Source organism: Streptomyces mobaraensis NBRC 13819 = DSM 40847 (assembly GCF_017916255.1).
Lineage (GTDB): Bacteria > Actinomycetota > Actinomycetes > Streptomycetales > Streptomycetaceae > Streptomyces > Streptomyces mobaraensis.
Genome location: NZ_CP072827.1, coordinates 7,174,741 through 7,187,112 on the forward strand (window position 1 = coordinate 7,174,741; position 12,372 = coordinate 7,187,112).

General features: G+C 75.1%; 12 protein-coding genes. 6 read left to right on the plus strand and 6 right to left on the minus strand.

The features are described 5' to 3' along the window. Positions 1 to 193: 193 nt before the first annotated feature. Positions 194 to 2,995 carry a helix-turn-helix transcriptional regulator gene (locus J7W19_RS31025; RefSeq protein ID WP_004941101.1) on the minus strand — a complete coding sequence of 934 codons (2,802 nt, stop codon included), beginning with the start codon at positions 2,993 to 2,995 and terminating at the stop codon, positions 194 to 196. A gap of 175 nt (positions 2,996 to 3,170) precedes the next feature. On the opposite strand from J7W19_RS31025, the gene J7W19_RS31030 reads away from it, so the two are divergent. After that, positions 3,171 to 4,085, plus strand: coding sequence for an MBL fold metallo-hydrolase (locus tag J7W19_RS31030; protein ID WP_004941103.1), 915 nt, complete (start codon positions 3,171 to 3,173; stop codon positions 4,083 to 4,085). Positions 4,086 to 4,149: 64 nt separating this feature from the next. Continuing rightward, the gene (locus tag J7W19_RS31035; protein ID WP_040888497.1) at positions 4,150 to 5,640 is read left to right on the plus strand and encodes a carboxylesterase/lipase family protein; all 1,491 of its coding nucleotides are present in this window, start codon (positions 4,150 to 4,152) and stop codon (positions 5,638 to 5,640) included. Between the two features lie 73 nt (positions 5,641 to 5,713). Here J7W19_RS31035 and J7W19_RS31040 read toward each other — a convergent pair whose 3' ends face one another. Further along, complete coding sequence (locus tag J7W19_RS31040) at positions 5,714 to 6,031, minus strand: ArsR/SmtB family transcription factor (protein WP_004941107.1); 318 nt, start codon at positions 6,029 to 6,031, stop codon at positions 5,714 to 5,716. 129 nt (positions 6,032 to 6,160) lie between these two features. Between J7W19_RS31040 and J7W19_RS31045 the strand changes: the two genes are divergently transcribed. Further along, positions 6,161 to 6,484 (plus strand): putative quinol monooxygenase, encoded by a 324-nt coding sequence (locus tag J7W19_RS31045; RefSeq protein WP_004941108.1) that lies wholly within the window; start codon positions 6,161 to 6,163, stop codon positions 6,482 to 6,484. On the opposite strand, the gene J7W19_RS31050 is transcribed toward J7W19_RS31045, so the two are convergent. Continuing rightward, positions 6,457 to 7,152 carry a TetR/AcrR family transcriptional regulator C-terminal domain-containing protein gene (locus J7W19_RS31050; RefSeq protein ID WP_004941110.1) on the minus strand — a complete coding sequence of 232 codons (696 nt, stop codon included), beginning with the start codon at positions 7,150 to 7,152 and terminating at the stop codon, positions 6,457 to 6,459. The genes J7W19_RS31045 and J7W19_RS31050 overlap by 28 nt on opposite strands. A gap of 93 nt (positions 7,153 to 7,245) precedes the next feature. Between J7W19_RS31050 and J7W19_RS31055 the strand changes: the two genes are divergently transcribed. Further along, a complete protein-coding gene (locus tag J7W19_RS31055; protein WP_004941113.1) occupies positions 7,246 to 7,686 on the plus strand; it encodes an ester cyclase in 441 nt (146 codons plus the stop codon). 15 nt (positions 7,687 to 7,701) lie between these two features. On the opposite strand, the gene J7W19_RS31060 is transcribed toward J7W19_RS31055, so the two are convergent. Beyond that, complete coding sequence (locus J7W19_RS31060) at positions 7,702 to 8,394, minus strand: flavin reductase family protein (protein ID WP_004941115.1); 693 nt, start codon at positions 8,392 to 8,394, stop codon at positions 7,702 to 7,704. A gap of 80 nt (positions 8,395 to 8,474) precedes the next feature. Continuing rightward, on the minus strand, positions 8,475 to 9,041 hold the full coding sequence (locus J7W19_RS31065; protein ID WP_004941117.1) for a helix-turn-helix domain-containing protein: 567 nt from the start codon (positions 9,039 to 9,041) through the stop codon (positions 8,475 to 8,477). Positions 9,042 to 9,131: 90 nt separating this feature from the next. Between J7W19_RS31065 and J7W19_RS31070 the strand changes: the two genes are divergently transcribed. Further along, the gene (locus J7W19_RS31070; protein WP_004941119.1) at positions 9,132 to 9,839 is read left to right on the plus strand and encodes an RraA family protein; all 708 of its coding nucleotides are present in this window, start codon (positions 9,132 to 9,134) and stop codon (positions 9,837 to 9,839) included. Between the two features lie 297 nt (positions 9,840 to 10,136). Here J7W19_RS31070 and J7W19_RS31075 read toward each other — a convergent pair whose 3' ends face one another. Continuing rightward, a complete protein-coding gene (locus J7W19_RS31075; RefSeq protein ID WP_004941122.1) occupies positions 10,137 to 11,708 on the minus strand; it encodes an amidase in 1,572 nt (523 codons plus the stop codon). A gap of 282 nt (positions 11,709 to 11,990) precedes the next feature. Between J7W19_RS31075 and J7W19_RS31080 the strand changes: the two genes are divergently transcribed. Further along, complete coding sequence (locus J7W19_RS31080; RefSeq protein ID WP_040888460.1) at positions 11,991 to 12,368, plus strand: hypothetical protein; 378 nt, start codon at positions 11,991 to 11,993, stop codon at positions 12,366 to 12,368. Positions 12,369 to 12,372 lie beyond the last annotated feature (4 nt).

The following is a 12,372-nucleotide window of genomic DNA, read 5'->3' on the forward strand; positions in this document are numbered from 1 at the left end:
GGTCCGTTTCCCCGCGGTCACCGCCCTGCCGCCCCGCCGGGCCGAACGGCCGGTCCCGCGCTTGACAGCAGCGGCCGCCGGAGGGGGCCGTCGAGTGCTGGACCCCGGTGGCGAACGAGGCGCGTGGGACGCCCGGTGCCGCGGGACGGCGGGCGGTACGCGTCAGGTGACCGCCTCCGCGGCCGGTCGTCCCTCAGCCCTGGTGGCCGGCCGGCACGAGGGCGCCGTCGACGAGGTCACGCAACTGGGAGCGGGCGGTGACGCCCAGCTTGGGGAAGCTGCGGTACAGGTGCGAGCCGACCGTGCGCGGGGAGAGGAAGAGCTTCTCGCCGATCTCGCGGTTGGTCAGCCCCCGGGCGGCGAGCCTGACGATCCGCCGCTGTTGCGGGGAGAGTTCGGCGAGCGCGTCCGGGACCGCGTCCACGACGTCGAGGCCGGCAGCGCGCGATTCGGCCCGCGCGCGCTCGATCCACGGGCGGGCGCCCAGGCGGCGGAAGGTCTCCAGGGCCTCGGTGAGCGGCGCCCGCGCCTCCGCGACGCGCCGGCGGCGGCGCAGCCACTCGGCGAGGTCGAGCAGGGTCTGAGCGCGTTCGAAGGGCCAGTGCTCGAGCACCGGGTCGGCCAGGGCCGCCCGGAAGTGCGGCTCGGCGTGCTCCGGGTCCGCCAGCAGGCCACGGGCTCGGCCGAGCAGTGCGCGCAGGCGGGGTGAGGCGTTGTCCGCGAGGGTGCGCGCGCACCGTTCGACGACCCCGGCCGCGTCCTCGCGCCGGCCGCAGCGCACGGCGGCGGCCGCCAGGTCCGCGAGGGCCGGGAAGGAGGCGTGGTAGTGCACGGGCGCGCCATCCGCCGTGAAGACCGCGCGGAGTTGTCCGTAGGCGGTCTCGTACGCGCCTTCGGTGGCCGCCGCGGCGCCGAGCGCACGACGGGCGTAGACCGTGACCGAGCGGCTTTCCAGCGGATCGATCAGGGCGAGCGCCTCCTCGGCCCCGGCGCGGGCCGCCGTCGCGTCCCCCTGGTGGGCCAGCAGGACGGCGTCCACGGTGGCCGCGCAGGCCGCGGCATGGTCGAGGCCGGCCGCCCGGCCGACGGCGGTGGCGCGGGCGCAGGCGTCCCTGGCCTGGTCCCACCGTCCTCGTTCCACGTAGGCCCAGGCGACCGCGCCGCCCAGCCCCTCCGGCAGCCCTCCCCGCGCCTCCCAGCGGTCGAAGGCCCTGTCGAAGGCGCGGACGGCCCACGGGGTCTCGTCCAGCAGCCACGCCATGATCCCGACGGTGGTGAGCCGTTCCGGCCGGGCTTCCGCCTCGGCGGCCAGCCGGGGGAGCAGGGAGACGAGTTCCCCCCTGTCGCCGAAGGGGTCCGTCACGGCCCGCACCCAGGTGCGCAGGCCCGTGGACGAGGCGTCCTCGGGAAGGCGCTCCAGAATGTCCTGGACGCGGCGGCGCTGGGTGTCGTCTCCGGAGTAGAAGCGGACCACGGCGGCACCGGCCAGGAGGTCCAGCGCGGCGGCGGGCCGGGAGACCGCCGACTCCTCGGCGGCGTCGGTCAGTCGGGAGAAGACCGTGGTATGGCGCAGGGTCAGGACCGCCAGCCGGCCGGCCTGCACGGCGATGGAGGCCAGCAGCGACGGGTCGTCCGTGCGCGCGCGGGCCGCGGCGGCCAGTTCCTCGACCCAGGCGAGGTCACCGGTGAACACGGCCGCCGAAGCGGCGTCGACCAGCAGCCGGGCACTGGCCTCGCGCCGCGGCGCCAGCTCCGCCGCGCGCTGGAGTGCCTTGGCCGCCGCCGCGTGGCCACCGCGGCGGCGGGCCCGGTCGGCGGTCCGCTCCAGCTCCGCCGACACGGCGGCGTCCGGGCCCGGGCAGGCGGCGGCCAGATGCCAGGCCCGCCGGTCCGGTTCGTCCCGCAGCAGCTCGGCGAGCGTGCGATGGGCCTCGCGGCGGGCGCCCGCGGGCGCGGCGTGATACACGGCGGACCGGACCAGCGGGTGGCGGAACCGCAGGTCCCGGCCGGTTCGCCGGACCAGGCCGGCCTGCTCGGCGGGCGGCCAGGCGTCGTCCTCGGCGTTCGGCGGCCCGGCCGAGGCGGCGATGGGGGAGTCGACGCCGTCCATGGCGGCCAGGAGCAGGAGGGCCCGCGTCGTCGTGGCGGGGAGGCCGTCGAGGCGAGCGGCGAAGAGCCGCTCCAGGTGATCGGTGAGGGGGAGCGGGCCCGCGGACGGCAGTCCCCTGGCCGCGTCCCGGACGGTGGCCGCCCTCGCGAGTTCCACCAGTGCCAGGGGGTTGCCGCCCGCTTGGTCGAGGACGCGCGTCCTGATGTGGCCGGTGGGGCTCTTCGGCTGCCGATCGAGCAGCCGGTTCGCCGCGGCGTCGTCGAGCGGTTCGAGGACGAGCGTGGGCGTGTGCCGGTCGAATCCCGCGAGGCGGTCGCCGTCACGGACCGCGATCAGCATCGTGACCGGTTCGCCTTCCAGCCGCCTGGCGGCGAAGGACAACGCGTCCAGGGAAACGCGGTCGAACCACTGCGCGTCATCGAGCGCCAAGAGGACGGGCTGCCGGTCGCCCAGGGCCGAGAGCAGGCTCAGCACGGCGACCCCGATCAGCAGCGGATCGGGCGCGCCCGTGTGCGGGGGCGTGGCCGGTCCCGTGCCCAAGGCGCCCTGGAGCGCGGTGCGCTGCCTCTCCGGCAGCTCGTCCACCTCCGCCGACAGCGGTCGCAGCAACCGGTGCAAGGCGGAGAACGGCAGGTTCGACTGCGACTCGCTGCCTTCGGCGCGCAGCACGCGGGCACCGCTCGCCCCGGCCCGGCGCACCGCACGGCCCAGCAGGGTGCTCTTCCCCATGCCCACGTCACCGACGAGCAGCACCACCGGGTCGGCCGACGCCGACTCCACCGCGCGGAAGAGGCGTTCCAGCTCCGCGTCCCGGCCGACGAACGGCTCGCCCGGATCCGGCTCCGGTCCCGTGGCCGCGTCAGGGCCACCTGTGTGCTCGTTCACGGCTCTCCACGGATCGTGGCTCACGAACGGGAGCCGCCTCGCCTGGTCCACCCAGGCTACAAGCGGCCGCGCCCCCAGCCCGGGCCGTGCGCACGGGTGCAGTCACGTGACGGATACCCGGCCGCCCGGGCCGCTCGTACGGTTCGGGAAACGCTCCGCATTCCAAGGACGCCTCATGGACCACATCACGCTCGGCAATGTCAGCGTCACCCGGGTATGGGAATACTTCGGGTCCGTCGGGATGACGCCCGACACCTTCTTCCCGGACAGCCCGAAAGACCTGTGGGAAGAAGGCGGCTCCTGGCTGACCCCCCATTTCCTGGACAGCGGCACCAACGCCGTGAATTCCGCCATCCAGACCTGGCTGCTGCGCAGCGAGGGCAAGACCATCCTCGTCGACACCGGCGTGGGCAACCACAAGGAGCGCCCGTACGCGCCGGTCTGGAGCCACCTCAAGAGGGACTTCCTGGCCAATCTCGCCCGGGCCGGAGTCGCGCCCGAGGACGTGGACGTCGTGATCAACACCCATCTCCACATCGATCACGTCGGCTGGAACACCTACCTGGACGGCCGGCGATGGGTGCCGACATTCCCCAACGCCACCTATCTGATGCCGAAGGACGACTTCGACTTCTGGAACCCGGAGAACGGCCACAAGCCGCTGCTCGGCCGAGGCAACCAGAACGTCTTCGAGGACAGCGTGGCTCCGGTGCACCGGGCCGGCCGGACGCTGCTGTGGGAGAACAGCCACCGGATCGACGCCGCCCTGCGCCTGGACGCGGCTCCCGGACACACGCCCGGCTCCTCCGTCCTGACGCTCACCTCCGGCACGGACCGCGCCGTGTTCGTCGGCGACATGCTGCACAGTCCGGTGCAGATCCTCGCACCGGACGCCAACAGCTGCTTCTGCGAGGACCCGGAGGGCGCCCGCGCCACCCGCCGCAAGGTGCTGGGCTGGGCGGCCGACAACAACGCCCTCGTGATCCCCGCGCACCTGGGCGGGCACGGCGCCGTCGAAGTGGCGCGCGAGGGAGGCGCGTTCGCCATCAAGGGCTGGGCCCCCTTCGCCCCGTACGCCGAGCGGTCCTGAGACCCCGCGGAAAGGCAGCACCGTGAAGTGGACGGGCAGCACCGTGAAGTGGAAAGGCAGCACCGTGAACCACCACCCCGACCCCGTCGTGACCACCGCGCAGGGAGCCGTCCGCGGCCTGCGCCGGGGCGACGCCACCGCCTTCCTGAACATCCCCTACGCCGCCGCGCCCCGCGGCGCCGGCCGGTTCGCGCCGCCGCGGCCGCACGAGCCGTGGGACGGCGTACGGGACGCCACCGTGCCGGGACCCAACGCGCCGCAGTCCGAGCGCGGGCTCGGCGACATCGACATGTCCCCTTACTTCGGCGACGGTTGGAGCCGCGGCGCGGACTACCTCACCGTCAACGTCTGGGCACCCGCCGCCGCGAACGGTGACCAGCCCGTCATGGTCTTCGTCCACGGCGGCGCGTTCGTCGCCGGATCGACGCGGGCCGCGCTCTACGACGGCTCCGCCTTCGCCCGCGACGGCGTCGTCCTCCTCACCCTCAACTACCGGCTCGGCATCGCCGGATTCCTCGACCTCCCCGGCGCGCCCGCCAACCGCGGCCTGCTCGACGTCGTCGCCGCACTGCGCTGGGTGAAGGAGAACATCGCCGCCTTCGGCGGTGACCCGCGCAATGTCACCCTCTTCGGCCAGTCGGCCGGGGCGACCCTCGTCGGCGGCGTCCTCGCCACCCCCGAAGCCGCCGGCCTCTTCCGCCGGGCGATCGTCCAGAGCGGCAGCGGCCTGGGGGCGTTCACGACCGAGCAGGCCGCCCGGGTCGCCAGGGCTGCGGCCGCGTCCCTGGGCGTCGAGCCCCATGCCGACGCCTTCGCGGACATCCCCGACGAACGCCTGGTCGAGGCCGCCTCCCGCCTCACGGGCATCGACCTGCGCACCGAGACCCACCACGACCCGCTGATCGGACTCAGCCCCTTCAGCCTGGTCCTCGACACCCAGCCCGCCGAATCCGTCGCCGCCGGCCTGGGCGCCGACGTCGACCTGCTCATCGGGACCAACGCCGAGGAGGGGAACCTCTACCTGGTGCCCGTGGGCACGTACGCCACCTCGACCGCCGAGGACGTCGACGACGTGGCGGCGCGCTCGCACCCGCACGCGGCCCGACTCGTCGAGACCTACCGGAGGACACGCCCCGGGGCGTCCTACGGCGAGCTGCGCTCCGCCATCATGGGTGACGCGCTGTTCGGCGCCGGCAGCCGGGCCCTGGCCGAGGCGCACGCCGCGCAGGCCCGGTCCGCCACGTACGCCTACGAGTTCGCCTGGCGCTCCCAGGCCCTCGACGGACAGCTCGGTGCCGCCCACGCGGTCGAACTGCCCTTCGTCTTCGATCTCGCGCGGTCCGCCCGGCTGCGGGGTGCCAACGCCCTGCTCGGCCCCGACGAGCCCCCCGCGGGGCTCGCCGCCGGCGTGCACGGGGCCTGGGTCCGGTTCGCCAGGACCGGCGACCCCGGCTGGGACCCGTACGACACCGAGCGCAGGTCCACCCTGCGCATGGACGCCGAGTGGACCCAGGTCGACGACCCTCGCGGCCGGGAACGACAGGTCTGGCGCTGACCCCGCCCGCATGCGGCTCCCGCCGGGGCCGCTCCTGGAGGCCGACGCCCCGGCGGCGCAGGCGGACCCCCGCCTACTCCGCGTCCTCGGCCGCCACGATGGCCAGCAGGCCCGGGAACCGCTGTTCGATGTCGGCTCGGCGCAGCCGGGCCATCCTGCTGTTGCCCCGGTCCACCTGCCGGACCAGACCGGCCTCGCGCAGTGCGCGGAAGTGGTGGGTGACGGTCGCCTTGGACACCGGCAGCGCGAAGGAACTGCACGTCCGCGTCGTCCCCTCGGGCGCCCGGGCCAGCTCGCGCACCACCCGGCGGCGCAGCGGGTCGGCCAGCGCGGCGAGCACCGCGCCGAGTTCGATCTCCTCGACGGCCGGGTGGCCTTCGTCGTCGGGCACCGTGGGTCTCCTCCCTGACCGGGGTCTGTAGGTACGGCTTGCATCGTACCTAAGGTGTTGGCTAGCGTGCCGTGCCGTAGGTACGAGATCGGTCGTACCTACGGTCGCGCCACCCGAGGAGACAGACCCATGACCCAGCCGTTCACGCTCGTCGGCATCGCCCGCCCCAAGCCCGAACGGGCCGCCGACCTCAAGGAGTTGCTGCTGTCCTTCGTCGAGCCCACCCGGCGCGAGCCGGGCTGCCTGGAGTACCACTTCCACGAGGACCGCGACGAGCCGGGCGTCTTCGTCTTCTACGAGGCGTGGCGCTCCCGTGCCGACCTCGACGCCCATCTGGCCCTGCCGCACATCCGGGACTTCCAGGAGCGCCGCATGGACTACCTGGAATCCGACCTGGAGGTCCGCTTCCTCGCCATGCACAGCCCCTACCGGCCGGACACCGCGGCCGCCTGACACCCCACCGGACGGTCAGCCCCGGCCCCGGCGCCGAACCCCGTGACCAGCGCCTCCACCGCGTAGGCGAACCGCTCGGCGTCGTCGGTCCCCGCGCCCGTCCGGGCGGCCTCGCCGGTCAGCGGATACCGGCCGGGGTCGAGGGCGGCGAGGGCCGCGGTCGAGCTCGGGCCGTCGGGGTCGGCGGGGGCGCACTCGGCGGCGGCGTGGCTGACGACCAGCAGCGTCAGCGAGTTGAGCGCGTGGAGGGCGCGGCCCAGCGGGAAGCCGGCGGAGGTGAGGACGCGGAGCCCGCGCTCGACGGCGTCCAGGGCGGCCGGGGTCGCGGCCGGCCGCGCCGCGGCGAGCGGCAGCACGCCCGGGTGCTCCAGCAGCGTCGCGCGCAGGGCGTCCGCGTACGCCCGCAGCCAGGACCGCCAGTCACCGTCGGAGCTCTCGACGGGGGCGGCGCCGGCGAACACCCGTTCCACGAGGCCGTCCAGTAGTGCGTCCTTGTTGGGGACGTGGTGGTACAGGGTCATGGCCTCCACGCCGAGCGCCGCGCCCAGCCGGCGCATCGTCAGGGCCTTCGGTCCCTCCCGGTCCACGAGGTCCACCGCGGCGTCCAGGATCCGCTCGCGGGTGAGCCCCGCCCGTTCCCCTCGTGTCCTTTTGGCTGCGGCCGGCATGCGCCCTCCTGCTTCCCTTGACTTTCTTACATCGTAAGTCCATCCTGGCGGCGGGACAAAACTTACAGTGTAAGAAGAAATGGGGAGAGAAGAGTGGACACGAACACGGCCCGGCACCCCGGCAAGCGGCTCGTCGCGGACTTCCTCCGGGCCGTGGAGGAGCGGCGGCTCGGTGACCTGCCCCGGTACCTGGCTCGGGACGTCGTCGACCACAACAAGATCATCGCGGGGGAGCCGGACGAGCCGGGCGCGGCCTTCGAGGGGATCCGGCGGCAGCTCGACGCGTTCGGTGAGTTCACCGTGCGGACCGACGGGCTCCTCGCCGAAGGGGACACGGTCGTCGCCCGGCTCACCGTCGGCGGCCGGCACACCGGCGAGCACCCCCGCATGCCCCGCCCGACCGGACGCGCCTTCGCGGTGGAGCAGATCTGGTGGTTCACGGTGGCGGACGGCCGGATCTCCGAGATCCGGGCGGTCAGCGACCGGCTGGGCATGTTCCTCCAGCTCGGCTGGGACTGGCCGGAGGCGGACTGAACCGGTGCCGGAGCCTCAGCGGACCGGCGTCTCCCGCGCCCGGTCGACGTCCGGGCTCCGGTACCACCGCTCGGGGATGCTCGCCAGCCGCGACCCGTGCGCCCGCGGCCCCAGCCCGTACAGCTGCTGGAAGCTCATCACCAGCGGGCGCCAGGCGTCGGGGTCCACATGGTCGTCCGTACCCGGCAGCCGGATCCCGTCGTGGACGAACACCCGCCGCACCCGCACCTCGAACGCCACGATCGAGCCGCGCTGCCGCTCGTCGTCCTCGCCGACCGGGTGCACCGCCTCCAGGACCGCCTCCATGGCGACCGGGCACTCGGCCACCCGCGGCGGAGCCACCGTCTCGGACGGTACGGGGGTGAGCCCGGCCCGGCCGAACTTGTCCGGGACGTACCGGTAACCGCGCTCCTCCTTGCGCGGCGGCACCGGGTTCCGCCCGGTGGTCAGCGCGAGCCGGTCGACGTGGGCGGCGAGGGCGTCGGACGGCAGGTTGAGGACGCACTCCCGGGTACGCGTCAGGTTCAGGCTGGTCTGCGCCCGCGCGGAGAGCCCGAGCACGGCCCGCCAGCCGAGCCAGAACACCGACGACATGGGGGCGAGGTTCGGCGTGCCGTCCTCGTTCTCGGTGGAGAGCAGCACCACCGGGGTGCCGAAGTACAGGATGTTCGGTTCGATGCGCGTATGCGTGGGGTTGATCGTGGTCACGGACGCAAGCCTGGCCCGCGCGGGCGGCGTTGACCGGCGGAGATCGGACATCGTGCTCGCCGCCCGCGCCGGCCGGCCGCTCACGGCAGGACGGTGAACAGGGCGTACCGCGCCGGCTCCGGACCCGGGCAGCGGAAACGCGACCGGCCCCACAGCCGGAAGCGCAGGCAGTCGCCCGCCCGCAGGACGTGCGCGCCCCCGGCCGCCGCCACCTCCACCACCCCCTCCAGAACCCACAGGTGCCGCTCCGCCCCGGGCACCCGCGGCGCCTCGCACGCCACCTCCGTCCCCGGCCGCAGGACGTACTCGGCGATCTCGCCGCGCAGCCCGGGACCCGGCGGCGAGACCGACCGCCGTACGGCGCCCGCCTCGTCGTCGCGCCGCACCGCCTGCCGCGCGGCCCGCACCGGCCGCGGCGGGCCGTCCTCCAACTCGGCGAGCACCTGGGCCGCCGTCCGCCCGAACGCCGCGCACACCCGCGCCAGTTGGACGGCGGTCGGGCTGATCTCGGCACGCTCCAGCCGGGACAGCGTCGAACGGCTGACGCCCGTCCGGCGCGCGAGCTCGTCCAGCGGCCAGTCGCGCTCCGCCCGCAACGCCGCCAGCCGGTGCGCCAGCCGCAGCCGCGCCTCCTGATCGTCTCTCATCCCCGGGACCGTATCCCAGTACCGGGAGACACCTCCCGGCGAGCCCGACGGGCATGGCAGCGTGGGCCCTTCGGCACGGGAGGATCACCCATGGACCACGAAGAGCTCACCCGGCGCTTCTCCGCGCTGACCACCGCACACGTCGCCGACGCCTGCGTGCGCGCCGCGCTCCCGGTGCGGGCCGCGCCGCCGGACGTCCGCCCCCTCGCCCCCGGCAGCCGCCTCGCCGGCCGGGCCTGCCCGGCGCGCCACGTCGGCAGCGTGGACGTCTTCCTGGAGGCGTACGCGGCGGCGGCCCCCGGCGACGTGCTCGTCGTCGACAACGACGGGCGGCTCGACGAGGCGTGCGTCGGCGACCTCGCCGTCCTGGAGGCGCGGCAGGCCGGACTGAGCGGCGCGGTGATCTGGGGCCTGCACCGCGACACGGCGGACCTGCGGGCCATCGGCCTGCCCGTGTTCAGCCTCGGCGCCACCCCGCCGGGCCCCCGCCGCCTCGACCCCCGGCCCCCGGAGGCGCTGCGCTCCGCCGTCGTGGGGGAGTGGACGGTGGACCGGACGGACCTCGTCCTGGGCGACGACGACGGCGTCCTCTTCGTCCCCGCCGCCCGCGCCGACGAACTCCTCACCCTCGCCGCCGCGATCCGCGACACCGAACGCGAGCAGTCCGAACGGATGCGCTCCGGCGTCTCGTTGCGCGAACAGGTCAGCTTCGACACGTATCTCGCCCGGCGCCGGGAGAACCCGGGCCTGACCTTCCGCGAGCACTTGCGGACGGTGGGCGGGGCCATCGAGGAGTAGGCGGGATGTTCGGGGAGTAGGCGGGGCCGCCGGGGAGTGGTGCGGAGGGAGGCGGGCGTCGAGGGTGCCGCCCGACGGCCTGCCGGTTCCGCGCGGCGGCCGGGCGGGTGCCGCCGGTTCCGCGGGCGGCCGGTTCCGTACAGGGCGGTTCCGCGGGGCGGCCGGGAGGTGCCGCCATTCCGCGGGCGGCCGGTTCCGCACGGGGGGCGGTACCGCGAAGCGGCCGGGCCGGAGGCAGTGTCGGGGACCGGACCCGGCCCCGGTCGGGGCAGGGCCGGGGACCGGACCCGGCCCCGATCAGGGCAGCGTCGGGAGGCGGCCCGGCGGCGTACGGGGCGGGCCCGCCTGCTCGAAGGCGTACGCGCAGCCGAGCACCAGCGCGTCGCCGCCCCGCGCCCCGACGAACGAGACGCCCAGCGGCAGCACGCCCCCGGCGTACCCGGCCGGCACGGTGACGTGCGGGTTCCCGGCCACCGCTGCGTCCCGGGTGACGGCCGCGAACGGGCCGTCCCCCGTCGTCCCCGCGAGGAGCGGCGCCGGACCGGCGGTGGGCGTGACGAGCACGTCCAGCCGGTGCCGGGCCAGCGTGCCGTCGAGCGACCGCCGCGCCAGCCGGACCGCTGCCTCCCGGTGCCGCCGGTAGACCGGATCGCGGAGGTCGCCGCCGGTCCGCTCCGCCCGTTCGAGGACGTCCTGGCCGAAGAGCGCCAACTCGGTATCGGCGTGCCGGACGTTGTACGCGATGACGCCGGCCAGGTCCTTGGGGTGCGATCCCGGCGTGGCGGCGAGGTAGGCGCCGACGTCGTGCTTGAACTCCGTCAGCAGGGCCGGTTCCAGGTGCCGTTCCGCCTCCTCGTCCGTGTCGGGCAGGTCCACGTCCTCGACGAGGACGGCGCCCAGGCCGCGGATCCGCTCGACGGCGTCCTCGAACACCCGCTCCGTCCACGGGTCGAGACCCGCCGGGCGCCGGACGCCGACGCGCCGGCCGCGCAGCGCGCCGGGGTCGAGCACCGCGCCGGGGCCGGCGGGCAGGGCGCCGGCGGCGCGGGCGGTGACCGGGTCGGCGGGGTCGGGGCCGTGGATCGCCCACAGCACCAGCGCCGCGTCGGCGACCGTACGGGCGAGGGGCCCGGCGGTGTCCTGGCGGGAGGAGAGCGGCACGATGCCGCCACGGCTCACCAGCCCGCGCGTGGGCTTGAAGCCGACCGTCGCGGTGACGCTCGCCGGCAGGACGACCGAGCCGTCGGTCTCGGTGCCGATCGCCGCCACGGCCAGCCCGGCCGCCACGGCCACCGCCGAACCGCTGGACGACCCGGAGGGGCTGCGGTCGAGCACGTACGGGTTGCGGCTCTGGCCCCCGGTCGCGCTCCAGCCGGCCACGGAGTGCTCGGACCGGAAGTCGGCCCACTCCGTCATGTTCGCCTTCCCCAGCACCACGGCCCCGGCCGCCCGCAACCGCCGCACCAGGAACGCGTCCGCGTCCGGCCGCGCCCCCAGCAGGGCCGCCGAACCGGCGGTGGTCGGCTGCCGGTCCGCGGTGCCGACGTTGTCCTTGAGCAGCACCGGAATCCCCTCCAGCGGTCCGCGCGCCCGGCCGTCCCGGCGCAGCGCGTCACTCCGGCGCGAGAGGGCCGGGGCGTCGGGGTTGACGGTCGTCACCGCGCGGAGCAGCGGGTTCAGCCGCTCGATCCGTTCGAGGAGGGCGAGGGTGAGGCGCTCGGAGCTCAAGTGGCCGCGCGTCATGGCCTGTTGCAGGTCGGCGATCGTGCACCGGTCGAGATCGACGTCGAGATCGAGATCGGTGTCGAGGTCGGGCGCGGGCGCGCCCGTCGTCGTCCCGGGTATCGGTGCTCCTCCGGACGGGCGCACTCGGTCCTCCTCCGCGTCGTCGGTTTACGACCCATGCCTCAGGCCCTCGGACCGGAGCGGGCCCCACACCGGCCCGAGGAGTACGGCTTACGCCCCAATTACGCCCCAACTCGCGTCCGCGACACCGGCCGTGACCGCGGCGGGCCGGGGCCGACCTTACGCGCCACCGCGCTTTTCCGCACGTCACCCCCGTTCCCGGCGCGAGGTGTGACCACTCGCTCCACCGGCCGGGACCGCCGAAATCCATGGACCGCCGCGCCGCGACCGTGTTCCACTGCGCTCATGAGCTTGTCGGTGGACGTCTTCCTCGTGGGGGAGGACGACGGGATACGGGTGCTGGAGGTGCCGGACGGATGCTCCGACCTGGCCGGGTTCGAACGATGGCGGACCACGGTGTGGGGCTCGCAGGCGGTCCGTTCGCTGGGAGCCCGGTTCTTCCCGGTCCTGGCCGGCGATGACCTGCGGGTCGACGCCGACCAGGTGCGGGCCTTCAGGCGAGAGTGCGCCGTTCTGCGCGAGAACCTGGAGGACATCGTCGCCGGTGTGAACCCGGTGACGACGGCTGGCAAGCTCCTTGGTCAACTCTCCGACCGGTTGGCGAACATCGAGGATGCCGCCCGGCGGGCGGAAGAGGTGGGCGGCGGCGTCCTCATCTGGTGACGCG